This window comes from Devosia alba, from assembly GCF_039938915.1.
In the GTDB taxonomy this organism is placed as follows: Bacteria; Pseudomonadota; Alphaproteobacteria; order Rhizobiales; family Devosiaceae; genus Devosia; species Devosia alba.
In genome coordinates this window covers 310,398-333,169 of the sequence record NZ_JBDUUI010000003.1, presented here as the reverse complement: position 1 = coordinate 333,169, position 22,772 = coordinate 310,398, and the positions used below count along the sequence as shown (strand labels likewise).

Here is a 22,772-nt window from a genome sequence, read left to right as displayed (position 1 = left end):
GGCTTATTGCGCTCCGGTGGCGGGCGGCAGCAGATAGCTGGTGACGGCTGTTGCGGGATCGAGGTATTTCTTGGCCACCGCCTGAAGCTGTTCGGGGGTGACGGCGCGGATGCGCTCGGGCCATTGCTCGATGTCCTCGACGCTCCGACCGGTGGCGAGCGCACTGCCATAGATCTGGGCCATGTTCTGCTGGGCATCGCGCGCAAAGATCAGGCCGCGGCGAAAGCGCGCCTTGGCGCGGTCGAGCTCGTCGACGCTGATGCCGTCGGTAATCAGCCGGGTCAGTTCGGCGTCCATCGCGGCTTCGACTTCGGCCAGGGTGTGCTCGCCCTGTGGCGCGCCATAGATGGAAAAGCCGCTGGGGTCATAGGCGCCGCCATCATAGCCGGCGCCGGCCTGGGCGGCGGTGCCGGATTTGACCACCACCTCCTGATAGAACCGGCTGCGACTGCTGCCACCAAGAATCTCGGCGAGCAGATCAAGCGCTTCGGCTTCGCCGGGCTCGGCGGTGCGGTAGGTCGGCACGACCCAGGCGCACAGGAAGCTGGGCAGACCGACGCGCGGATCGTGCAGGGTGACGCTGGCGCTGGTGTTGCGCTCGGGTTCGGACGGACGGACGCGCGGCGGCAGATCGGGGCCACGCTCGACCTGGCCATAGCTTTGCTCGGCCAGGGTCTTGACGGTGGCCGGCTCCACATCGCCGGCGACGACCAGCACCGCATTGTTGGGCGCGTAGTACTGCTCGTAGAAGCTGGCCGCGTCGGCGCGGTTGAGCTGCTCCATTTCGTGCATCCAGCCAATGGTGGGAATGCCATAGGGGTGGTTCTGGTAAAGCGTGGCGGTGAACTCTTCGGTGAGCAGCGACTGGGCGCTGCTCTCGACGCGCTGGCGCCGTTCTTCGAGCACCACATCGCGCTCGGCGCCGATAACCGCATCGGTCAGCACCAGGCCACGCATGCGGTCGGCCTCAAAATCCATCATGCTGGCCAGCGCGTCGGGCGGCACGGTTTCAAAATAGGCGGTGACGTCGGCGGTGGTGAAGGCATTCAGATTGCCGCCCAGGGCGGTGACGGTGGCGTCGAGCTCGCCGGCCGGAAAGCGTTCGGTGCCCTTGAACATCAGATGTTCGAAGAAATGGGCAATGCCCGATTTACCCGCCGGTTCATCGGCGCTGCCGACCTTGTACCAGACCATGTGGGTGACCACCGGGGCGCGATGATCGGGGATCACCACGACCTCAAGCCCGTTATCGAGCACGAAGTGTTCGACGGCATTTTGTGGTGGCGGGGTGTCGAGCGCCAGTGCCGGCTGCAGCAGCAGTGCGGCGCCGCTGAACGCCAGGGCAAATTTGATGGTCATCGGCAGGTTCCCGGGATTGGATGGCGCAAGAGGTAGACCAGATGCCACCGAAACGGGAAGCACTTCTCTGTCAACGCGGCGAGGTAAGGGGAAGGATGCGGCGAGAGTACGGCAGCCGGTTGCCCAAAGGGGCGCCATCACCTACATACGGGCCCAAACCTGTTCTTGCCGAGGATCATGCTGCATGGCACGCCAATTCATCTATCACATGGACGGAATGTCCAAAGCCTATGCCGGCGGCAAGAAGGTTTTGGACAATATCCATCTCTCCTTCTACCCCGATGCCAAGATCGGTGTGCTCGGCCCCAATGGCTCGGGTAAATCGACCCTGCTCAAGATCATGGCCGGCATCGACAAGGAATTCCAGGGCGAAGCCTGGGTCGCGCAGGGCGCCAAGGTTGGCTATCTGAGCCAGGAGCCCGAGCTGGACCCGGCGCTGAACGTGCTGGGCAATGTGATGACCGGCGTCAAGGAGAAGAAGGACGTCGTCGATCGCTACAACGACCTGATGATGAACTATTCGGACGAGACCGCCGACGAGGCCAGCAAGCTGCAGGACCAGATCGACGCCGAGAATCTGTGGGATCTGGAAAGCCAGGTCGAAGTGGCCATGGAAGCGCTGGGCTGCCCGCCCGGTGATGCCGATGTCACCAAGCTGTCGGGTGGCGAGCGTCGCCGCGTGGCGCTATGCGCGCTGCTGCTGAGCAAGCCCGACCTGCTGCTGCTTGACGAACCCACCAACCATCTGGATGCCGAGACTACCGCCTGGCTGGAACGCCATCTGCGCGAGTTCGCCGGCGCCGTGCTGATCATCACCCATGATCGCTATTTCCTCGACAATGTGACGGGCTGGATTCTCGAGCTCGATCGCGGTCGTGGCGTGCCTTATGAAGGCAATTACTCGGCATACCTGACGGCCAAGGCCAAGCGCTATGCACAGGAAAAGAGTGAAGACGCGGCACGCGCCAAGGTGCTGGAGCGCGAGCGCGAATGGATGGGGCAATCGCCACAGGCGCGCCAGTCCAAGTCCAAGGCGCGCCTGAAGTCCTATGAAGAGCTGGTCAAGATCAACGAGGCCCGCACCCAGTCGGGCACGGCGCAGATCATTATTCCGGCCGGCGAGCGGCTGGGCCAGAACGTCATCGACATCGAGGGGGTCAGCAAGTCCTACGGCGATCGCCTGCTGATCGACAATCTCAGCTTCAAGGTGCCGCCGGGCGGCATTGTCGGGATCATCGGGCCCAATGGCGCGGGCAAGACCACGCTGTTCCGCATGATGACCGGGCAGGAAACCCCTGACAGCGGCACCATCACCGTCGCCGACACGGTCAAGCTGGGCTATGTCGACCAGAGCCGCGACACCCTCAACCCCAACAAGACGGTGTGGGAAGAGATCTCGGAAGGCGACGAAGTGCTGCTGCTGGGCAAGCGCGAAGTCAATTCGCGCGCCTATACCTCCTCGTTCAACTTCAAGGGCGGCGACCAGCAACAGAAGGTGGGCAATCTCTCGGGCGGGCAGCGCAACCGCGTGCACCTGGCCAAGATGCTGAAGAGCGGCGCCAATGTGCTGCTGCTTGACGAACCGACCAACGATCTGGACACCGAAACCCTCGCCGCGCTGGAAGAGGCGCTCGAGGAATTCGCCGGCTGCGCCGTGATCATCAGCCATGACCGGATGTTCCTCGACCGGCTGGCCACCCATATGCTGGCGTTTGAAGGCAACAGCCATGTGGAATGGTTCGAAGGCAATTTCGCCGACTATGAGGCCGACAAGATCCGGCGCCTGGGCGCGGACGCGGTCAATCCAAAGCGCGCGACATACAAGCCGCTGACGCGGTAGGATAACGGGCGGGCAATCAGCCCGCCCTTTTTGCTGTGGGGGCAGTATGAAATCTCTGGTGATGGGTTCGGCCCTGATTTGGGGGCTGTGGGCCGGCGTGGCGCAGGCTGAGCCGGCGCAGTGTTCGGTGAACGGCTTCGACACGTTCGAGTGTGATGTGGCGCGTGATGGCGGTGGGCTGACCTTTGCGCTGCCGGACGGACGGGTGTTTGCCTTTGCGCTGGTCGGCGCGAGCGAAGGCATGGGCTATCTAGGCGCCGCCGATGCACTTTATCCGCAGGAATTGGGCGCGATGACGCCGGCGGCAGGTGCGCCGGGCTGCTGGGTTGGCGGCAAGGACGGCTTTGCCTTCTGCGTGCAGGTTGCCCAGTAATGGACATGGATGTGCCAGAGGCCTTCGAGCCGTTTTCGCTTGAGGTCGGCGGCGCCACGCTGGCCGGGTTCGAGATCGGCGAGGGTCTGCCGGTGGTGTTTTTGCACGCCGGGGTCTGCGACAAGCGGATGTGGCTCAGCCAGATGCAGTCGGTGGCCGATGCGGGCTGGCACGCCATCGCCTATGACCGACGCGGTTATGGCGAGACGCAGAGCGCCGACGTCGCATTCCACCATGGCCGGGATCTCGAGGCGCTGCTGGAGGCCTTCGGGATTCACGCTGCGGTGCTGGTGGGCTGTTCGATGGGCGGCGGGCTGGCCATCGATTTCGCGCTGCGCCACCCCGGCCGGGTGATCGGGCTGGTGCTGATCGGCACCTCGGTGAGCGGGGCGCCATGGGATGCCACCGAAGCGGAATCGATGATCGAGGCGGCTGAAGAGGATGCCTTCGAGCGCGGTGACAACGACATGCTCAACAGGGTGCAGGCGCATGAATGGCTCGATGGGCCACGGGCGCAAAGCGGCCGGGTAAGCGGGGCGGCACGGGCGCTGTTTCTGGACATGAACGCGCTGGCGCTGAACAAGCCGGCCCTGACGCAGGAACAACCCATGGCCGACGCCTGGCACCGCGTTGCCGAACTGGCGGCCCCCAGCCTGCTGCTGGTGGGGGATCAGGATTTCACCGCGATCATCGACCGGCACGAACAGCTGAGCGAAGAAATGCCGAACGCCTTTGCGGCGGTTCTGGAAAATGTGGCGCATATTCCCAGCATCGAACGCCCCATTCTGGTCAACGCGATGCTGTTGCAGTTTCTCGATGCCATCGCGGGCGGTGGCGATGACGAAAATGACGAGGAATCAGAGGGTTAAAGACCAAGAATCGCGGCCATTCGCAGCAAATTCAAACCCTGATTCAACATATTGAGGCGCCGATTCAACTAGCGGCAGAGTTGAATCGGCTTTTTTGGATAAGATATTGATTTAAAAGCAGGATCAGACGGCGATAACGCCGTCGAGATGCTTGGCCAGCTGTGCGGTGGGCGTGTTGGTCAGGTCCTTGTCCAGTTCGGCCAAAATGGTCTTTCTGACATTGGGCGAGATGGCCTTGCGAATGTCACCCAGGGCAATGGGGGCGGCCACAATGATCAGCCGGTCAAAGGCGCCATCCTGGTGTTGACGATCGATATGCTCGGCCAGCGACTTGACGAATTCGGTCTCGCGGTGCTCCACCGGATCGGTCCGCGGTTCCATGGCACTGCGACCTGAGCCTGTGGACGCGAAGCTGCGACCGGGCCGGTCAGACACCAGGTCCTGCGCCTGCAGTGGAGTGATGGCCCATTCAAGTCCCTTAACCTGCTGCAGTCCCTTGCCCGGACCGGTGTTTTCCAGGACGCGTGCTTGTGCGCCATTCGCGATCAAAATCCAGGTGATCGTCTTCTTCATGGTGGACTCCTGCTGCTGGTTCGTCAGATTGGCACAGTGCCCGACGACGCTGCGGATAGCGCCCTCGTCCTGTGAAGGTCGGCTGCATTCAATTGCTTTGCAAGATGGCAGAATCACAAAGTCTGCTTGGCCAGCACAGAGATGCGCTGATATCAGGGGCAAGCATCGCGCCTGATGCGGAGTTCCGTCCATGTCATTACCCGAATCCGCCCCACAGGCCATTGGGCCGGCGCCCATTGCCGCCCCGGCGACCCTATCGATCCATGATGGCCGCAACGGGGCGCTGGCTGCGTTGGCGACCTATACGCTGTGGGGTTTTCTGCCGCTGCTGTTCTGGCAGGTCGAGGCTGCAGGCGCGCTGATGATCGTGGCCGAGCGCACGGTCTGGTCGTTGCTGCTGCTGGGTGTCATCCTGCTGTTCAGAAGTGGCTACGGCCCGGTGCTGGCGCTGTTCCGCGATCGGCGCCGGGCGCTGGGGACGCTGCTCTCGGCAGTGCTGCTGGCGGGCAATTGGCTGCTTTATGTGTGGGCGGTGGAAACGGGCCAGGTGCTGGAAGTCAGCTTTGGCTATTTCATCAATCCGATGGTCAGCGTGGCGATGGGCATGGTGCTGCTGGGGGAGCGGCAGAACCGGCTGCAGACCGTGGCAATCGTGATGGCGTTGGTGGCCATTCTCATTCAGGCGATTGGACTGGGCAATGTGCCGTTCATCGCGCTGGGTCTGGCGCTGTCATTCGGCTTTTACGGCTATTTCCGCAAGACCGCGCAACTGGGTCCGGCCAGCGGGCTGTTCGTCGAAACGGCCATGCTGACTCCATTGGCGCTGGGGTTCATGATCTACACCTTCGCGACGACGGGGCCGGGCATTCATGCCGATCCCTATTATCTGACGCTGCTGATCCTGACCGGACCGGCGACGGCCATCCCGCTGCTGCTGTTCGCGTTTGCCGTGCGGCGGCTGCGGCTGACGACAATGGGGATGTTCCAGTATCTGGCGCCCTCAATCCAGTTCCTGTTGGCCATCTATGTGTTTGGCGAGCAGTTGAACGGCTTGCGGCTGGTCAGCTTCGCCCTGATCTGGCTGTCGCTGATGGTGTTCAGCTATGACAGTTTTACGCGGCGCAAGCGTTCCGTCGTGGCGCCGGTGGCCTGAAGGGAGGGCGCCGTAAGCCGGGCGGGATGGGCACTGACGGGCGTCGTTACAATTTGAATCAATTGCGCATGCGCATTTTCAGGGCCCGCAGCATCATGGCAGTGCATCGTGAGTGTCCAAGTTACGGCAGAAGCCGGGAGAATGAGCATGAGCGAGCTTGACGAGGGACAGCGGGCGTTTTCCAGCTTTCGTGCCTTAAATGGCGAGGCCAGCCATTCGGAACGCGAGCAGTTATTCCGCAATATGGCCGAGCTGTTCACCTATGTGTCAGATCGTTGCGATGACGAGCAGGTGGCCCAATATGACGAGGTCTTGTGCCAGCTTGCCGAATTCGTCGAGGTCGAGACGCGGGCCCATGTAGCCTCGCTGCTGGCCCAGCTCGACCGGGCGCCCGGGACAGTGGTGGTCAAGCTGGCCAATGACGATATCGAGGTCGCCAGGCCGCTGCTGCAGTTCTCCAATGTGCTGTCCGATGACGATCTGATCGACATCATTACCCACCAGAGTGACCTGCATCGCGAGGCGATTGCCAGCCGCTTTACCGTTGCGGGGCGGGTTGGCGAGGCCATTGTCGACCATGGCGAGACCGGTTCGGTGGTGCGTCTGGTGCGCAATGCCAAGGCCGAGCTGCCCAGGGCAACGCTGGAAAAGCTGGTTGAACGCGGGACCAAGGACGCCGATATTGCCGCCGACCTGCGGGGTCGCATCGACATCGACTGGCGTTCGCTGCGCGGCGAAATCGACGATGTGGCCAGCAAGGTGCTCGAAACACTGGGCCAGCCAAATCGCGGGGTTGATCCGGTCACCGCCGGCAAGGTCAATGCCGTCGTCTATAACCGCATGCGCAACCGTGCCGGCTTCTCCGCCAATGAGTGGAAGGTGGCCTATAATCAGGTCAAGGCGCTGAGCGATCGCAAGCAACTCGATGAACGGGCGCTGGCGCGTTTTGCCCGCTTTGGCTACGGCCACCACGCAGCAGCAGCGCTGACGGTTCGCCTGCAGGTCAAGCCGGAAGTGTTCGTCAAATGGCTGGCGGGGCAGGACTATGTTGCCGCGACCGTGGCGCTGAAGGCGGCAGGGCTGAGCCCCGATCTGTTCGAGGCCATTTTTGCCACCATGCCGTGGCGCGACATGCCGACGCCTGAGGATATCAAGATGGTGGCGAGTCGGTTTGCCGCCCTTGAGCAGGAAGAAGCCACCGGGATCTTCGAGCTGTGGCGGGCCCATTCGTTCCGCAAGCGGGCCGTGACTGAAGATCGCCTGGCCGCCAACGGCTGACGCTGGCGACAGTTTTGACGGCAATACGCCACCCTCGGGTCCATCCGGGGGTGGCGTTTTTTGTCGCTGGTCCCACGGGCGGGCAAGTTCTTGCTGGACCTGAAGATCAAAGTAGATATAAAGATGTCTTTATATGATGTGTGGAGATCGAATTGGCTGAATTGACCGAATTGGTGAGTGTGCTCAAGGCAGCGGGTGAGGGGACCCGCGTGCGCCTGTTGGCACTGCTGGCTGATGGCGATCACTCGGTCAAGGATCTCACCGAGATTCTGGGACAGAGCCAGCCGCGCGTTTCGCGCCATCTCAAGCTCCTGGCCGATGCTGGCCTGGTGCGGCGCAACGCCGAGGGGGCCTGGGCCTATTACGGCCTGATGCAGCAGGGCGATGGCGCCGAGCTGGCACAGTGGTTGATTGCCCGGCTTGATGACAGCGATACCGATCGGCGTTGCGACATCGCCCGACAGAGCGCCGTGCGGGCCCAGCAACAGGCACAGGCGAGCGAATATTTCGCCACGGTGGCCAGCAGCTGGGACTTGCTGAAGACGCTGCAGGTGCCCGAAGAGGCGGTGGAAGCAGCGGTGCTGGCAGCGCTGGGCGGCCGCAAAGTCGATACGCTGATCGATCTGGGCACCGGCACCGGGCGCATGCTCGAACTGCTGGCCGGATCGTACACGCGCGGCATCGGGCTGGATTCCAGCCGGGAAATGCTGGCGGTGGCCCGGGCGCGACTGGTCAGTTCCGGGATTGGCCATGCCCAGGTACGGCTGGGCGATATTGGTGATCTGGATGTGTCGATGGGGCCGGCTGAGGTGATCGTCATTCACCAGGTGCTGCATTATTTCGACGATCCGGGCCGTATGCTGGCACAGGCGCGCCGGCTGCTGGCGCCTGGTGGCGACATGCTGATCGTCGACTTTGCCCCGCATGAACTTGAGTTCTTGCGCAGCGAACATGCCCATCGCCGGCTCGGCCTGTCGCGGGCGCAGATGAGCAACTGGGCCGAAGCCGCCGGGCTGACGGTGCAGGCCGTCGCAGAATTTCCCAGTGAGAATAGTGAACGTGGTTTGACGGTCTGCCTGTGGCGCCTCAGCGACAAGATCAAAACGGAGCAGAATTGATGATCGACGATATTGCCCGCACCAGCCGGCTGACGGCAGACCAGCGTCCCGAGCTGCAGATTTCGTTCGAATTTTTTCCGCCCAAGACCGACGCGATGGAGGAAAAGTTCTGGGACAGCGTGCACAAGCTGGCCCCGCTCAAGCCGCGTTTTGTGTCGGTGACCTATGGCGCTGGCGGCACGACGCGCGAGCGGACGCTGCGCATGGTCAGTTCGATCAAGGCGCAGACGGGCGTGGATGCGGCGGCGCATCTGACCTGTGTCGGGGCGACGCGTGATGAGGTCGATGCAGTGGTGCGCGGCTATCAGGATGCCGGGATCAACCGCATCGTGGCGCTGCGTGGCGACCCGCCAGAGGGGGTTGGCCAGCCGTTCACGCCCCATCCCGAGGGCTATCAGAACGCTGCCGACCTGGTGGCGGGCATCAAGCGGATTGGCGATTTCGACATCTCGGTGGCCGCCTATCCGGAAAAGCATCCGCAAAGCGAGAGTTGGGCCGTCGAGATCGACAATCTCAAGCGCAAGCTCGATGCCGGGGCGGACCGCGCCATTACGCAGATGTTCTTCTCCAATAGTGACTATCTGCGCTATGTGGAGCGGGCGCGGGCGGCGGGTATTACCGCGCCGATCGTGCCGGGCATCCAGCCGATCCACAGTTTCAAGCAGATCGCCAGTTTTGCCGGTCGGTGCGGCACGTCGATCCCGGCCTGGCTGGCCGAGCGTTTCGCAGGGCTGGATGACGAGCCCGAAACCCATGCGCTGGTGGCGTCGGCGGTGGCGGCAGAGCAGGTCACCGAACTGCTCGACGCGGGGGTGACCGAATTTCACATCTATACCCACAACCGCTCGCCACTGGCGCTGGCCCTGGCGCGTATCCTGGGTCGGCGGACCGACCATGAGTACGGGCGCCTGCTGCCATTGCGGAGCGGTGCAGCCGGTTCTGACCATGGCACCGCGCAGCTTCAGCGACAGGCTGGATGAGCAGGTCGCGCGATTAACCTTGTGTTCACCATAATCTGGTGGCATCAGCGCTCGACCCTTAAGACTGGACGCCCAAACGGCGTCATTCAGCTTCGGTTCAGCTGACGGGTGGCAATGCTGGCATACGGGCCAGCTTCATAAAATGGCCATGAAAATCGCGCTTCTTCGCTGCCGGGGCGAAGCCAATACGGGACGTCACAGCATGAAGATTGATCGTCGCATTACCAATGGTCTGGCCTGGGCCGGGGCTGTTCTGGTCGTCGGGGTGCCGCTGGCCGATATCGTGTCGGGCCAGATGATGGGCGACCGGGCCGACGCGCGGCCGGCGCAGGTCGCCATGATGGAGCCGATTGCTGCAGTCGCCCCGGTGCCGGTGGCACTGAGCCAACGCCCTGCCGCGCCACAGCCCAAGCCCGCCGCCACCGCTGTGGCAGCGCAGCCGATCGCGCCGAGCAAGCCGGCGCCCAGTGTGGCGCCAGTGACCGCTGCGCCCGCTGTTGCCGCCGCGCCGGCCGCCACAACGCCGCCAAGAGCTACTGCCGCCGCGCCACAGGGTGATGTGGTGGACAACTATCTCAAGGCCGGCAAGCCATTGCCCAGCTACATCACCAATGGCGGCGCCGATGCGGTTGCCGTGGCGCAACCGCCTGTGGCCCCGGTGCAGACCACCGTGATCGATCCGGTGACTGTCGCCGCGTTGACGCCCGCCGAGACCGCGCCCGCCAGCATCGCGCCCATGCCGATGCCGCTCTCGATGCGGCCGCAGCCCGTGCTGATTGTCGAGGACACGGCGCGCACGCGGACCATTGACGTGGTGCCCGACGTCAACCCCCGCTCCAGTGCCGCGGTGACCTATAACGACCTGCAGGATTGGGAAAGCGGACCGCTGTCGGAATTTCTCGCCAGTCGGCAGGGTTCGGGGCAGGTCGCCGCCGACTATGATGCGGACGGGTTCTATCTCGATGAGGGTCCCAATGGGGCGCCGCGCCGGGGCCGGCTGATTGGTCCGGCTGACCCATGGTTCATTCCATTTGGCGATTGAGGTAGACCGGCCATGCGCGCAGGGCGGTGGACCGGGCGCGCCGGAGTGGCTATCGTTACTGTACGTATTGCGCGAAATTTCGCCCTGGCGCATCGTTCCCGAAAGGCACTGCTCCAGTGTTCATGTGCATGCGCAAGCCTGAAGAAAAATCCGAAATGTGGCAGCGACTCTCCGAGTTTGTCGGATCGTTCAGCCAGCGCACGGGCCTGGCTGGCTCGCTGGTCAATGCGCTTGATCCGGACAATTGGCTGCCTGGCGGACGGGACGCGGCGTTTACGCTGGCGCTGATCGCGCTGGCTGCCAAAATGGCCGTGGCTGACGGCGTCGTGACGGCCTCCGAGGAACGCGCTTTCCGCGCCACCGTCGAAATTGCGGCGGGCAATGAAGAAGCGGTGACACGGGTCTTCAATCTGGCCAAGCAGGATGTGGCCGGGTTTGACGCCTATGCGCGCAAGGTCAGCCGGTTTTTTGCCGACAGCCCGGAAACGCTTGAGCATGTGCTCGACAGCCTGTTCTTTATCGCCACGGCCGACAGCATGGTGCATCCAGCCGAGCTGGATTATCTCCGCTCGGTCAGCGAAATCTTCGGTTTTGACGAGGTGCGCTTCGAGCAGATGGCCAGCCAGCATGTGCAGCTGGAGGCCGGCGTCGACCCCTATGCGGTGCTGGGCCTGGCGCCCAATGCCCCCGATCAGGAGGTCAAGCGCGTCTATCGTCTGCTGGTGGCCGAGCATCATCCGGACCGCCTGATTGCCCGTGGCGTGCCCGAAGAGCTGATTGATGTGGCAACGGCGCGCATGAAGGCGATCAACCTGGCCTATCAGGCGGTGATCCGGCCGGTCCGGCAACCCCTGCTGGGTTCGGTGTAGCGCAGCGCTTGACGGCGTACCCGATAGCTCTCTACATCAGTCGGCCAGTTGACCGGGTGACCGCTGGCAGTGGGGTAACCTGCTGCTGGAGGAAAGTCCGGGCTCCATCGAAACACGGTGCCGGTTAATGGCCGGCGAGGGCGACCTCAGGGAAAGTGCCACAGAAAGGAAACCGCCCCGGCATGCCGGGGTAAGGGTGAAAGGGTGCGGTAAGAGCGCACCGGGTGTCCAGCAATGGAGACCGCACGGTAAACCCCACCGGGAGCAAGACCAAATAGGGATGACGCGGGACTTCGGTCCCAGCCGGTTTTGAGGCCAGATCATCCGGGTTGGTTGCACGAGGCGTCTGGCAACAGGCGTCGCAGATGAATGGTCACCACGTCGCGGCAACGCGGCCCTACAGAACCCGGCTTACAGGTCAACTGGCGTTTACCTTGCGGATTATTCATGTGCTGGCTGCATGGGCGGTAGCGGTACGGGCCCTTGCATCAGGGGGGGAGGGCCGATACACCGTGCGCTCCGCATTCCGCCGACCCTACGGCGGGCACCCGCCTATGGAGTTCAGTACGCGTGATGCCCCTGGCTACCCCATTCTATCTGATCGACGAGACCGCGCTGGCGGCCAATCTGGCGCGAATTGACGAGTTGCGGGCGGCATCGGGCGCCAAATGCGTGCTGGCGCTGAAGGCCTTTGCCACCTGGTCGACCTTTGCCCAGATCGCGCCGCACATGGATGGCAGCACCTCGTCCTCGCTGTATGAAGTACAGTTGGGCCGGGAGAAGTTTGGCGGGGAAACCCATGCCTATTCGGTGGCCTATGCCGATGGTGAAATCGATGCGGTGATCGCCAATGCCGACAAGATCATCTTCAATTCGGTCAACCAGCTGGAGCGCTTTGGCGACAAGGCGAGCCATCTGCCGATCGGCCTGCGGATCAATCCGGGCGTCAGCCATTCCCATTTCGACCTGGCCGATCCGGCGCGACCATTCAGCCGGCTGGGCGAGATCGATCTGGCGCGCATTGAAAGCGTGATGGACCGGGTGTCGGGCCTGATGCTGCACTGCAATTGCGAGAATGACTCAGTGGAGTCATTTTCGGCGCTGCTCGACGAGATCGAGGCGCGGGTGGGTGGACTGCTGGCAAGAGTGGATTGGGTCAGCCTGGGCGGCGGCATTCTTTTCACCCAGCCGGACTACCCACTTGCGGTGCTGGCGGCGCGGTTGAAGGCCTTTGCCGAGAAATTCGGTGTGCAGGTCTATCTCGAACCAGGCAATACCGTGGTCAGCAATACCACCACGCTGGAGGTCAGCGTGCTCGACATCATCGACAACGAGAAATCGATCGCCATTGTCGACAGCGCCGTTGAAGCCCATATGCTTGACCTGCTGGTCTATCGCGAGAGCGCAGCGATTGCGCCGGATGCGGGGCCGCATCGCTATGTGGTGGCGGGCAAATCATGTCTCGCCGGTGACGTGTTCGGCGAGTTTTCCTTCCCCGAACCGCTGGCGGTTGGCGATCGGATTTCGCTACTTGATGCGGGTGGCTACACCATGGTCAAGAAAAACTGGTTCAATGGCGTGGGAATGCCTACAATCGCCATTCGTCGCAAAAACGGCAGTATCGAGAGCATTCGCGCGTTCGACTATGCTGACTACGTCGCCAGCCTCTCCTGATAGAGCGCTGATCCATCCCCCTGAACAGGTGTTTCGTGTCAATTGAAAAAGAACGTTCTGATTATCGGTGCCGGAGGTGTGGCGCAGGTCGCCGCCTTTAAGTCAGCCATGCACAATGATGTGCTCGGCGACATCCATATTGCGTCGCGCACCATGAGCAAATGCGAGGCGATCATTGGCGCCATTCTGCACAAGAAGGTGCTCAAGCGCCCCGGCGTGCTGGCGGCCCATCAACTGGACGCGCTCGACGTCGCTGCCACCAAGGCGCTGATCGAGCATACCGGCAGCCAGATCGTCATCAATGCCGGCTCGGCCTTTCTCAATATGAGCGTGCTGGCTGCCTGTATCGAGACCGGTGCGGCCTATATCGACACCGCTATTCACGAAGAACCCGGCAAGATCTGCGAGACGCCGCCCTGGTATGGCAATTACGAGTGGAAGCACCGTGATACCTGCGAGCGCAAGGGCGTTACCGCCATTCTGGGCGCCGGGTTCGATCCGGGCGTGGTCAATGCCTATGCGGCCCTGGCGGCGCGGCACTATTTCGACTCCATCGCCAGCATCGATATTATCGACGTCAATGCGGGCAGCCATGGGCGGTATTTTGCCACCAATTTTGACCCCGAAATCAATTTCCGCGAATTCACCGGCACGGTGTGGAGCTGGCAGGATCGCCAGTGGACCGCCAATGCCATGTTCGAGGTGGACCGCACCGATGATCTGCCGGTCGTGGGCAGTCAAAAGACCTATCTGACCGGCCATGACGAGATTCACTCGCTTTCGGCCAATCTCGATGTGCCCGATATCCGCTTCTGGATGGGGTTTGGCGACCACTACATCAATGTGTTCACCGTGCTCAACAAGCTCGGCCTGCTCTCGGAACAACCGGTCATCACGGCCGAGGGCGTCGAGATCGTGCCGCTCAAGGTGGTCAAGGCGGTCTTGCCCGATCCGGTGTCACTGGCACCCCACTATAGCGGCAAGACCTTTATCGGCGATCTGATCGTGGGTCAGCGCGACGGCGAAACGGTCGAATTGCTGATCTACAATATCTGCGACCATGAAGAGACCTTTGCCGAAACCAATAGCCAGGCGATTTCCTATACGGCCGGGGTGCCGGTGGTGGCTGCGGCAATCCTGATCGCCAAGGGCATGTGGGACTGCCACCAGATGGCCAATATCGAAGAACTGCCGCCGCTGCCGTTCATCGAGCTGATCGGCCAGATGGGCTTGCCCACCCGCCTGCGCGACGCCAGGGGCGACCGGGCGTTCGATCCGGCCGAGTTCCGCAGTGAGCTGCAGCAGGCCAAGACCCGGGCGTAAGCGCGAGCGGCAATGAGATGGCGGCCGGGGGAGACCCCGGCTGTTTTTTTGGTTTCAGGCCAGGAGTTTTTCTTCGTCCAGAGGTTTGTCCGCAGAGTGGACGCGAACGCTACCGCGCGCCTTGCCGCTTGGCCGCATCTCGATATCAATGTCCCAGCCCAGGGCGGCGACGAATTTCATCAGGCGCTCGACGCTGAAGCCGGCAATCCGACCGCGCGTCAGGTTGGAGATTTTGGCCTGGTCGATCTCCAACACGTCAGCGGCCTCGACCTGCGTCATGTCACGCTCGGTGATGGCGCGCGATATCTGCCGCGCGATGAGAAGCTTGATACGTTCCTCGGGCGAGAGCTCAAGGCCCAGGTCCGCGAATACGTCACCTGTCCCAAAGGTAACGATGCCCTCTGTCTGCTTATCCTGACGGTTTTTCATGCTGGTTCTCCTGTATCCTTCGGCGCCGAAGTTCATCGTTGACGCGTTCGGCGTCCTTGAGGCGCTTGCGCACCAGATCCATTTCCTTGGCCGGCGTGGCGATGCCGGCCTTTGATTTCTTCTGAAAGCAGTGCAACACGAAAACTGCTTCGCTCAGGCGGACGGTATAGACCGCGCGGTAGGTATTGCCGTCAGCATTGGCAGCGACTTCCAGGACGCCTGCACCTCCGAAGCCGACAAGTGGCGTTGCATGTAGCGATTTTTCGCCGTGGTCGGCCTGGTGCAGGGCAAAACCAACCTCACGCAGGACATTGGTCGGGAAGGTTTTCAGGTCAGCAAGGCTGGATCCGACAAAGTGTGTGGGCTTCATGTGGAAATGCCCTCAAAACGCGTCTGACCAGAGGTGTCATTACTTTCCATCTCCAGACCAGCTCGGCGCCTGAGATACATTCAGGCCCCATTCGTACAATATGCCAGTTTTGGCATAAGCCTGCAATAGTTGATTTTGTCAGTGCCATGCTTCTCCCAAATTCCCCCACCAACCCCCACATGGGAAACAGAATCTTAAACGTCGTGATGCAATGTAGGGGCAAGTTTACGAACCGGCATGTTGCGCTGGTAGCGGAGTAGTGACCTTTATGGGCAAGCGTTCCATGCCCGAAACCAGTGAGCAGGCTGGCCCGCATCGCCCCGTCCTGCTGGGCGAGGTTCTGGCTACCTTTGCTCCGCTTGACGGCAAGCGCATTGTCGACGGCACCTTTGGCGCCGGGGGTTATTCGCGCGCCCTGCTGGAGGCGGGGGCCACCGTCATCGGCATTGACCGTGATCCCAGCGTGCGACCGTTTGCCGATGCGCTGGCTGCCGAATTCGGCGACCGCTTTATTTTCGTCCCCGGCACCTTTTCCGAACTGGACACGCTGGCCGCGGCGCATGCGCCGATTGACGGGGTGGTGCTCGATATCGGGGTGTCCTCGATGCAGCTCGACCAGGCCGAGCGCGGCTTTTCCTTCATGCGCGACGGGCCACTCGACATGCGGATGAGCGGGGCGGGCGAGAGCGCCGCCGATCTGGTCAATGGATTGGAAACCGAGCAATTGGCCAATCTGCTCTATGCCTTTGGCGAGGAGCGGAAATCGCGCCGCATTGCCCAGTTCATCACGGCGGCGCGCGAGACGGCACCGATCCAGAGCACGCTGGAGCTGGCGCGCATCATCGAAAAGGCCATTGGCCGCAAACCCGGCGACGCCCATCCGGCGACCCGCTCGTTCCAGGCGCTGCGCATTGCGGTCAATGCCGAGTTCGAGCAATTGGTCGGCGCGCTGTTTGCCGCCGAGCGCCTGCTGGGCGAGGGCGGCCGCCTGGCGGTGGTGAGCTTCCATTCGCTGGAAGACCGTATCGTCAAGCGCTTCCTTGATCCCGACAAGGGCGGCCCGGCCCAGTCGCGACACCTGCCGCAAGTGGTGGGCGAGCCGCGGCGCTGGGTCGAGGTGGCCAAGGCGCGCAAGTCCGGCGCGGCTGAACTGGGGCGCAATCCGCGCGCCCGCTCGGCCATCCTGCGCGCCGCGACGCGCTCGGCAATCGAGGCGCGGCCGGTGAGCCTGAGTGGTCTGAGCGTGCCCAAGGTGCGCGAAGCATGATCCGCAACCTCAACATCATTTTGATCTTTACCAGCGTGCTGATGCTGGCCGGGGTCTACACGCTCAAATTCGCCATTGAGAACACCGCCAATGAACGCGCGGCGCTGATTGCCCAGATCGACAGCCAGCAGGGCACTCTGTCCCTGCTGAAGGCCGACGAGGCGGTGCTCAGCCAGCCGGGCCATATCGCCCCGATCGTCGAGCGGCATGCGATGGCGCTGGATATTGCTCCGGTGCGCCAGGAGCAGTTCGGCTCGTTTGCCGATTTGCCGATGCGGCCGGCCAAGCCGAACAGCGCGGCGATGGATTCCCTGTTTACCGCGCTGGAGGCGGGTATCGACCCGATCGATGCGATCCTGGAACTGGAGGGGATCGAGTAATGGCCATCACCGCAGACGGACACGCCCCGACCATAGCACTGGATGGCGCCCGCAAGGTGCGCGGCAATCTCACCCAGGCGCGCATCCGCTGGATGATCCTGGCGCTGGTGCTGGGCTTTGGCCTGGTGGGCGGGCGGCTGGTGCAATTGGGGCTGGTTGAAACCGACTCCGCCATTGAAGGCCAGGCGCGTGATGTGATTACCGCGACGCGACCGCCGATCCTGGACCGCAATGGCCTGGAAATGGCCGTCGACATCCGCGTGCCATCGCTGTTTGCCGAGCCGCGTCGCATCATCGATGTGCCGGAAGCCGTACGCAAATTGCGCACCGTGCTGCCCGATCTGAGCGCGGACTGGCTGCGCGAGCGGCTGACCGGCGAGCAGGGCTTCGTCTGGGTGCAACGCGAACTCAGCCCGGCCATTCAGGAGCGGGTGATGCGGCTGGGCATTCCCGGCATTGACTTCATCACCGAGTCCAAGCGCTTCTATCCGGGCATGAATGAGGCCTCCCATATTCTGGGGTCGACCAATATCGACAATCGCGGCATTGCCGGCATCGAGCGGCACATGGATGGCGAAGACATTGCGCTGCTGCAGGATCTGGGGCTGGCGCGCGGCAATGCGCTCACTCCGGTGGATCTGAGCGTGGACATGCGCGTGCAACATGTGATGCACGAGCAACTGGTTGACGCCTTGCAGCGCTATTCAGCGATTGCGGCGGCGGGGGTGATGCTGGACATCCATACCGGGGAAGTCATCGCGCTGGCGTCGCTGCCCGATTTTGATCCCAACCAGCCGGCCACCGCGCTGGTCAAGGACAGTTTCAACCGGATCACGGCAGGCATTTTCGAGCCGGGCTCAATCTTCAAGACCGTCACCATGGCCGGCGCGCTCGACAGCGGCGCGGTCAGGATCACCGACAGTTTTGATGCGCGGTTCGGGATTCGGTTCGGCCGCTACACGATCGACGATTTTCATGGCAAGCACCGCATTCTGAGCCTGCCGGAAGTGTACAAATACTCCTCCAATATCGGCACGATCCGCGTCATGCAGGCCATGGGCAAGGACAATTTCCGCGCTTTCCTGACCCGTATCGGGTTGGACACCCGCGTGCCGTTCGAACTGCCGGAAATGCGGCTGCCGACGGTGCCCAAGGAACTGTCCGAGGTTGGCGCCGCCACGGCTTCGTTTGGCCATGGGCTGTCGGTGTCGCCGCTGCATATGGTCACGGCCTATGCGGCCTTTGTGAACGGCGGCAATTATATTGCTCCCACGCTCTACAAGCGTGACCTTGCGACGGCGCAGGCGCAGTATCGCCGCGTTATCAGCCCCCAAGCCAGCGATGAAGTCCGCTATCTGATGCGGCTGAACGCGCTCGAGGGCTCGGGCTCGCAAATGAACAAGGCGGCGCTGGGCTACCGCGTTGGCGGCAAGACCGGCACGGCCGAAAAAGTGGTCGATGGGCGCTATTCGTCCAGCAAGGTCACCAATTTCTTCGGCTCGGCTTTTCCTCTTGATAACCCCCGTTATGCGATGATCATCATGGTAGACGAGCCCAAGGCCGAAAATGCACAACAGGGCACCACCGCTGGCTGGAATGCCGGCACCGTTACTGGCCGTATCGTGCAGCGTGTCGCTCCCATGCTGGGCGTTGCTCCTGATTTTGCCGAAATTCTCGATGAAAACCTTGTTCCTCCCGCCATCCGATAGATCGATCCAGAAGGGTTTGTCCCCGTGTCAATAAGCGTAACGCAACTGCTCGAAGGCTCCGGCGCCCGCCCCAAAAAGGGTCTGGGTGCAGTCTTTGGCCTCAATTCGGACAGCCGGCGCATTGAGCCGGGTGACATCTTTTTTGCCCTGCCGGGCGCCAAGGTGCATGGCAACCAGTTTGTCGCCGAGGCCGTCCGGCGCGGCGCGCTGGCGATCATCAGCGATGTGGCTCCGGTGGGCGATCCTGGGGTGCCGGTCATTATCGTCAAGGATGTGCGGGCTTCCTATGCCAGGGCCGCCTCGCGCGTGTTTGAACCGCAGCCCGAAATTACCGTGGCGGTCACCGGCACCAATGGCAAGACCTCGGTGGCCTCGTTCGTGCGCCAGATTTGGAGCCATGCCGGGGTCCCCGGCGCCAGCATCGGCACGCTGGGCGTGGAGACGGCGACGCGACTGATCGAGGGCATGCACACCACGCCGGATTCGCGGACGCTGCACCAGTCGATGCGGGCGCTCAAGGCGCAGGGGATTGATCACGTGGCGATCGAAGCGTCGAGCCATGGACTTGACCAGCGCCGGCTCGACGGCATGCATTTTGAAGCGGTGGCCTTCACCAATCTGAGCCGGGATCATCTCGACTATCACGCCGATATGGATGCCTATCGCGATGCCAAGCTGCGGCTGTTCACCGATCTGCTGGTGGATAGCGGCCCGGCAGTGGTCAATGTTGATGACCCCGAATACGAGCCCTTCATGTTTGCCGCCCTCAGCGCGGGCGCAACCCTGCTGACCGTGGGCCGTGAAGGCGCCTATATCGAAGTGCTTTCAATCGAGCCCGAAGGCTATGGGCAGCGCGTCGAAGTGCGCCATGTCGGGGAAAAACTCAGCTTCCATCTGCCGCTGACCGGCGAATTTCAGGTGTCCAACGCCATTGTGGCGGCGGCGCTCGCCATGTCGACGGGCGTCGACAAATCCGATGCCTTCCCGGCCCTGAGCGAACTGGTGGGCGCCAAGGGGCGGCTTGAACTGGTGGCCGAGCATAATGGCGCGGCGATCTTTATCGATTATTCGCACAAGCCGGTGGCGCTGGAAGCCGCGCTGGCGGCGCTGCGACCCTATGCCAAAGGCAAGCTGCATGTGGTGTTCGGCGCTGGCGGCGACCGCGACAAGGGCAAGCGACCCATGATGGGCGAAGTTGCCGCGCGCATGGCCGATGTGGTCATCGTCACCGATGACAATCCACGCACTGAAGATGCCAATGCCATCCGGGCGGAAATCATGGCGACAGCCAAGGGCGCTACCGAGATCGGCGACCGCCGCGAGGCCATTACCACGGCGATCAAGGCGCTGAAGAAAGGTGATGTCCTACTGATTGCCGGCAAGGGCCACGAGGATTACCAGATCGTGGGCACCACCAAGCATCATTTCTCCGACCATGAGGTCGTGGCTGCGGCAATCAAGGGGTAGGATTATTGCCACGCGCTCGATTTGACACCCGCCCCCTGGCGGGGAGGGTTGGGGAGGGGAGCTCGCGCGCTCTGACCATGGTGCGTGACCGCCACCCCCTCGCAACCTCCCCCGTCGAGGGGGAGGTGCTGCATCGCGTGCCTGGACGGATCTGATGACGCAGCCCCTCTACACCATTGCCGAGATCCTTGCCGCCACGGGTGGGAGCACGGACCTTGTGCCGGCCACGCCTATCGGTTCGATCTCCATTGATTCCCGCGAATTGGGGCCCGACGCGCTGTTTGTCGCCATCAAGGGCGACCGGTTTGATGGGCATGATTTCGTTGAGCAGGCGCTGGCGAATGGCGCGGTCGCCGCGCTGGTGAGCCGGGGCCGTGGCGACAGGCGCATTGTGGTGGAAAATGCGCTGGACGGTTTGCGCGATCTGGCGCGGGCGGCCCGGGCGCGCAGCCGCGCCGTCATCGTGGGCGTGACGGGCAGCGTGGGCAAGACCACAACCAAGGAAGCCATCCGGGTGGTGTTCGAGGCGGCAGGGGAAACCCATGCCTCGATCAAGAGCTTCAACAATCACTGGGGCGTGCCGCTGATGCTGGCGCGACTGCCCGAGGGTGCCCAGTTCGGGGTGTTTGAAATGGGCATGAGCGGGCCCGAGGAAATCCGCCCGCTGGCGCAATTGGTGCGGCCGCATATTACCGTCATTACCACGGTGGCCGCGGCGCATCTGGAAGCCTTCGGCTCGCTTGATGGCATTGCCCGCGCCAAGGCGGAGATCTTTGCCGGGCTGGAGCCGGGCGGCACGGCGGTGATCAATGCCGATCACCCGCAATTGGCGGTGCTGCTCGAGGAGGCGCTGGCCGCCGGGGTGAGCAATATCGTCACCTATGGCGAGGCACGCGGCACCGACTGGCAGATCCTTGATGTCGAGACGGCCGCCGACAGGAGCTTTGCCACCATTATCCACAACGACGTGCGTCACGGCCTGGTGCTGAATGTACCGGGCCGCCACATGGTGGCAAATGCGACGGCGGCGCTGGCCGTGGCCTATCAGGCCGGGGTCGAGATCGCGGTTGCCCTGCGGGCGCTGGCCGGCTTCGGGCTGCAGGCGGGCAGGGGCCTGCGGCAGGTTCTGGGGCCGGTCGACAAGCCGCTGCTGCTGATTGATGAAAGCTACAATGCCAATACCGCTTCGATGAAAGCGGCGCTCGACGTCTTCACCACCCAGGTGGCGCCGCAGGGCCGAAAGGTGGTGGTGCTGGGCGATATGCTGGAGCTCGGTGCGCAGTCGGCAGCACTGCATGCCAGTCTGGCTGATGCGGTGCGCGCCTCGGGCGCCGAGCAGATCTATCTGGTGGGCGAGGCCATGGGCGCCCTGGCCGAGGCGTTGGGGCGCGACCGCGTGAGTGCACACACAGCAACGGCGTCGGAGATGGCGCCCATACTGCGCAATAACCTTGCCTATGGCGACGCAGTTATGGTCAAAGGGTCCAACGGCGTGGGGCTGTCGACCATCATTGACCACATTGTCAAACAGTTCGCTCTCAACTGATCCCAGCCAACCAGGACCCTGCCTTTCATGTTGTATTTTCTCGGCCAGCTGGGTGACACGCTAACGGCCTTCAACGTCTTCCGCTACATCACCTTCCGCACGGCTGGTGCGGTGATAACGGCGATGTTCTTCGTGTTCATGTTCGGTCCGGGCATGATTGCCCTGCTGCGTCTGAAGCAGCAGACCGGGCAGCCGATCCGCGAAGATGGTCCGGCCGGACACCTGCTGACCAAGAAGGGCACGCCCACCATGGGCGGCCTGATGATCCTGTCGGGCGCGGTGATTTCGACCCTGCTGTGGGCCAATCTGGGCAATGGTTATGTCTGGGTGGTGCTGTTCGTCACGCTGGGCTTTGGCGCCATCGGCTTTTACGACGACTATCTCAAGGTCAAGCGCATGAGCCACAAGGGCTTTGGCGGCGGCCAGCGACTGCTGCTGGAAGCGGTGATCGCGGCCATCGCGGCCTTTGCCATTTCCCAGCTCAACTCGGGCGTCTACAGCAATTCGCTGCTGTTCCCCTTCGTCAAGGACCTGGCGCTCAACCTGGGCTATTTCTACATTCTGTTCGGCGGCTTTGTGGTGGTGGCGGCGGGCAATTCGGTGAATCTGACCGACGGGCTGGATGGGCTGGCCATCGTGCCGGTCATGGTGGCTGCCGCCTGTTTTGCGCTGATCGCCTATCTCGTGGGTAGCGTGAATTTCTCCGATTACCTGCTGCTCAATTACGTGCCCGGCACTGGCGAGCTGGCGGTGGTGTGTGGCGCTCTGATCGGGGCGGGGCTGGGATTTTTGTGGTTCAACGCCCCGCCGGCGCAGATTTTCATGGGCGATACCGGTTCGCTCGCCCTGGGCGGCGCGCTTGGCTCAATTGCCGTGGCGACCAAACACGAAATCGTGCTGGCGATTGTTGGCGGGCTGTTCGTGCTCGAAACCGTGTCGGTGATCGTGCAGGTGGTGTCGTTCCGCCTGACCGGCAAGCGGGTGTTCCGCATGGCGCCAATTCATCATCATTTTGAGCATCTTGGCTGGACCGAGAGCCAGGTGGTGATCCGCTTCTGGATCATCAGTTTCGTGCTGGCGCTGATCGGGTTGAGCACGCTCAAGTTGCGTTAGGGCGCGCCCCGGCACGATTTCGATGCCTCGGAGTTGCAAA

Annotated in this window: 21 protein-coding genes and 1 other RNA gene; 18 read left to right on the top strand and 4 right to left on the bottom strand. The window is 62.7% G+C overall.

All coding sequences use genetic code 11. The annotated features are described in order from the left end of the window. Positions 1-3 precede the first annotated feature (3 nt). Positions 4-1,359 carry a M16 family metallopeptidase gene (locus ABFY71_RS06815; protein ID WP_347945259.1) on the bottom strand — a complete coding sequence of 452 codons (1,356 nt, stop codon included), beginning with the start codon at positions 1,357-1,359 and terminating at the stop codon, positions 4-6. Positions 1,360-1,543: 184 nt separating this feature from the next. Here ABFY71_RS06815 and ettA point away from each other — a divergent pair, with 184 nt between their 5' ends. From ettA to ABFY71_RS06800, 3 genes are read left to right on the top strand one after another with little or no spacing between them, the layout of a single operon-like run. Next, a complete protein-coding gene (gene ettA / locus ABFY71_RS06810; protein WP_305582256.1) occupies positions 1,544-3,199 on the top strand; it encodes an energy-dependent translational throttle protein EttA in 1,656 nt (551 codons plus the stop codon). A 46-nt stretch (positions 3,200-3,245) separates the two neighbouring features. Beyond that, positions 3,246-3,572: a hypothetical protein gene (locus ABFY71_RS06805; RefSeq protein WP_347945258.1), complete on the top strand. Its 327-nt coding sequence runs from the start codon at positions 3,246-3,248 to the stop codon at positions 3,570-3,572. Then, positions 3,572-4,441, top strand: coding sequence for an alpha/beta fold hydrolase (locus ABFY71_RS06800; RefSeq protein WP_347945257.1), 870 nt, complete (start codon positions 3,572-3,574; stop codon positions 4,439-4,441). The genes ABFY71_RS06805 and ABFY71_RS06800 overlap by 1 nt, the downstream gene beginning before the upstream one ends. 123 nt (positions 4,442-4,564) lie before the next feature. Here ABFY71_RS06800 and ABFY71_RS06795 read toward each other — a convergent pair whose 3' ends face one another. Then, positions 4,565-5,014, bottom strand: a complete 450-nt coding sequence (locus ABFY71_RS06795) for a host attachment protein (protein WP_347945256.1) — start codon at positions 5,012-5,014, stop codon at positions 4,565-4,567. 190 nt (positions 5,015-5,204) lie between these two features. Between ABFY71_RS06795 and rarD the strand changes: the two genes are divergently transcribed. From rarD to ABFY71_RS06750, 9 genes are all read left to right on the top strand, one after another. After that, positions 5,205-6,167 (top strand): EamA family transporter RarD, encoded by a 963-nt coding sequence (gene rarD, locus ABFY71_RS06790; RefSeq protein ID WP_347945255.1) that lies wholly within the window; start codon positions 5,205-5,207, stop codon positions 6,165-6,167. 147 nt (positions 6,168-6,314) lie between these two features. Then, complete coding sequence (locus ABFY71_RS06785; RefSeq protein WP_347945254.1) at positions 6,315-7,445, top strand: DUF2336 domain-containing protein; 1,131 nt, start codon at positions 6,315-6,317, stop codon at positions 7,443-7,445. 152 nt (positions 7,446-7,597) lie between these two features. Next, the gene (locus tag ABFY71_RS06780; RefSeq protein WP_347945253.1) at positions 7,598-8,563 is read left to right on the top strand and encodes an ArsR/SmtB family transcription factor; all 966 of its coding nucleotides are present in this window, start codon (positions 7,598-7,600) and stop codon (positions 8,561-8,563) included. Continuing rightward, positions 8,563-9,543 (top strand): methylenetetrahydrofolate reductase [NAD(P)H], encoded by a 981-nt coding sequence (gene metF / locus ABFY71_RS06775; protein WP_347945252.1) that lies wholly within the window; start codon positions 8,563-8,565, stop codon positions 9,541-9,543. The genes ABFY71_RS06780 and metF overlap by 1 nt, the downstream gene beginning before the upstream one ends. A gap of 202 nt (positions 9,544-9,745) precedes the next feature. Next, positions 9,746-10,585, top strand: a complete 840-nt coding sequence (locus ABFY71_RS06770; RefSeq protein ID WP_347945251.1) for a hypothetical protein — start codon at positions 9,746-9,748, stop codon at positions 10,583-10,585. Positions 10,586-10,740: 155 nt separating this feature from the next. Beyond that, complete coding sequence (locus ABFY71_RS06765; RefSeq protein ID WP_347945250.1) at positions 10,741-11,454, top strand: TerB family tellurite resistance protein; 714 nt, start codon at positions 10,741-10,743, stop codon at positions 11,452-11,454. A 44-nt stretch (positions 11,455-11,498) separates the two neighbouring features. Next, an RNA gene (rnpB, locus tag ABFY71_RS06760) (RNase P RNA component class A) lies at positions 11,499-11,884 on the top strand. 143 nt (positions 11,885-12,027) lie between these two features. After that, complete coding sequence (locus ABFY71_RS06755) at positions 12,028-13,128, top strand: carboxynorspermidine decarboxylase (protein ID WP_347945249.1); 1,101 nt, start codon at positions 12,028-12,030, stop codon at positions 13,126-13,128. Between the two features lie 42 nt (positions 13,129-13,170). Then, a complete protein-coding gene (locus ABFY71_RS06750) occupies positions 13,171-14,451 on the top strand; it encodes a saccharopine dehydrogenase family protein (protein WP_347945248.1) in 1,281 nt (426 codons plus the stop codon). A gap of 54 nt (positions 14,452-14,505) precedes the next feature. On the opposite strand, the gene ABFY71_RS06745 is transcribed toward ABFY71_RS06750, so the two are convergent. Both ABFY71_RS06745 and ABFY71_RS06740 read right to left on the bottom strand, forming a co-directional pair. Further along, a complete protein-coding gene (locus tag ABFY71_RS06745) occupies positions 14,506-14,880 on the bottom strand; it encodes a helix-turn-helix domain-containing protein (protein ID WP_347945247.1) in 375 nt (124 codons plus the stop codon). Further along, a complete protein-coding gene (locus ABFY71_RS06740; protein WP_347945246.1) occupies positions 14,861-15,250 on the bottom strand; it encodes a type II toxin-antitoxin system RelE/ParE family toxin in 390 nt (129 codons plus the stop codon). Before ABFY71_RS06740 ends, ABFY71_RS06745 begins: the two co-directional genes overlap by 20 nt. A gap of 268 nt (positions 15,251-15,518) precedes the next feature. Here ABFY71_RS06740 and rsmH point away from each other — a divergent pair, with 268 nt between their 5' ends. The 6 genes from rsmH (at position 15,519) to mraY (ending at position 22,732) form a co-directional block, all read left to right on the top strand. Next, positions 15,519-16,517, top strand: a complete 999-nt coding sequence (gene rsmH, locus ABFY71_RS06735; RefSeq protein ID WP_347945245.1) for a 16S rRNA (cytosine(1402)-N(4))-methyltransferase RsmH — start codon at positions 15,519-15,521, stop codon at positions 16,515-16,517. Further along, positions 16,514-16,897 (top strand): cell division protein FtsL, encoded by a 384-nt coding sequence (gene ftsL / locus ABFY71_RS06730; protein ID WP_347945244.1) that lies wholly within the window; start codon positions 16,514-16,516, stop codon positions 16,895-16,897. Before rsmH ends, ftsL begins: the two co-directional genes overlap by 4 nt. Then, entirely contained in the window at positions 16,897-18,606 is a 1,710-nt protein-coding gene (locus ABFY71_RS06725) for a peptidoglycan D,D-transpeptidase FtsI family protein (protein ID WP_347945243.1), read from the top strand. Before ftsL ends, ABFY71_RS06725 begins: the two co-directional genes overlap by 1 nt. Before the next feature lie 30 nt (positions 18,607-18,636). After that, positions 18,637-20,073 (top strand): UDP-N-acetylmuramoyl-L-alanyl-D-glutamate--2,6-diaminopimelate ligase, encoded by a 1,437-nt coding sequence (locus ABFY71_RS06720; RefSeq protein WP_431021512.1) that lies wholly within the window; start codon positions 18,637-18,639, stop codon positions 20,071-20,073. 154 nt (positions 20,074-20,227) lie between these two features. Next, positions 20,228-21,619 (top strand): UDP-N-acetylmuramoyl-tripeptide--D-alanyl-D-alanine ligase, encoded by a 1,392-nt coding sequence (locus ABFY71_RS06715; RefSeq protein WP_347945240.1) that lies wholly within the window; start codon positions 20,228-20,230, stop codon positions 21,617-21,619. A gap of 27 nt (positions 21,620-21,646) precedes the next feature. Then, entirely contained in the window at positions 21,647-22,732 is a 1,086-nt protein-coding gene (mraY, locus tag ABFY71_RS06710) for a phospho-N-acetylmuramoyl-pentapeptide-transferase (RefSeq protein WP_305580559.1), read from the top strand. Positions 22,733-22,772: the final 40 nt, after the last annotated feature.

Coding starts and splice junctions, on each gene's coding strand:
- ABFY71_RS06815 (WP_347945259.1), bottom strand. CDS start 1,359: ATGACCATCAAATTTGCCCTGGCGTTCAGCGGCGCCGCACTGCTGCTG.
- ettA (WP_305582256.1), top strand. CDS start 1,544: ATGGCACGCCAATTCATCTATCACATGGACGGAATGTCCAAAGCCTAT.
- ABFY71_RS06805 (WP_347945258.1), top strand. CDS start 3,246: ATGAAATCTCTGGTGATGGGTTCGGCCCTGATTTGGGGGCTGTGGGCC.
- ABFY71_RS06800 (WP_347945257.1), top strand. CDS start 3,572: ATGGACATGGATGTGCCAGAGGCCTTCGAGCCGTTTTCGCTTGAGGTC.
- ABFY71_RS06795 (WP_347945256.1), bottom strand. CDS start 5,014: ATGAAGAAGACGATCACCTGGATTTTGATCGCGAATGGCGCACAAGCA.
- rarD (WP_347945255.1), top strand. CDS start 5,205: ATGTCATTACCCGAATCCGCCCCACAGGCCATTGGGCCGGCGCCCATT.
- ABFY71_RS06785 (WP_347945254.1), top strand. CDS start 6,315: ATGAGCGAGCTTGACGAGGGACAGCGGGCGTTTTCCAGCTTTCGTGCC.
- metF (WP_347945252.1), top strand. CDS start 8,563: ATGATCGACGATATTGCCCGCACCAGCCGGCTGACGGCAGACCAGCGT.
- ABFY71_RS06770 (WP_347945251.1), top strand. CDS start 9,746: ATGAAGATTGATCGTCGCATTACCAATGGTCTGGCCTGGGCCGGGGCT.
- ABFY71_RS06765 (WP_347945250.1), top strand. CDS start 10,741: ATGTGGCAGCGACTCTCCGAGTTTGTCGGATCGTTCAGCCAGCGCACG.
- ABFY71_RS06755 (WP_347945249.1), top strand. CDS start 12,028: ATGCCCCTGGCTACCCCATTCTATCTGATCGACGAGACCGCGCTGGCG.
- ABFY71_RS06745 (WP_347945247.1), bottom strand. CDS start 14,880: ATGAAAAACCGTCAGGATAAGCAGACAGAGGGCATCGTTACCTTTGGG.
- ABFY71_RS06740 (WP_347945246.1), bottom strand. CDS start 15,250: ATGAAGCCCACACACTTTGTCGGATCCAGCCTTGCTGACCTGAAAACC.
- rsmH (WP_347945245.1), top strand. CDS start 15,519: ATGGGCAAGCGTTCCATGCCCGAAACCAGTGAGCAGGCTGGCCCGCAT.
- ftsL (WP_347945244.1), top strand. CDS start 16,514: ATGATCCGCAACCTCAACATCATTTTGATCTTTACCAGCGTGCTGATG.
- ABFY71_RS06725 (WP_347945243.1), top strand. CDS start 16,897: ATGGCCATCACCGCAGACGGACACGCCCCGACCATAGCACTGGATGGC.
- ABFY71_RS06715 (WP_347945240.1), top strand. CDS start 20,228: ATGACGCAGCCCCTCTACACCATTGCCGAGATCCTTGCCGCCACGGGT.
- mraY (WP_305580559.1), top strand. CDS start 21,647: ATGTTGTATTTTCTCGGCCAGCTGGGTGACACGCTAACGGCCTTCAAC.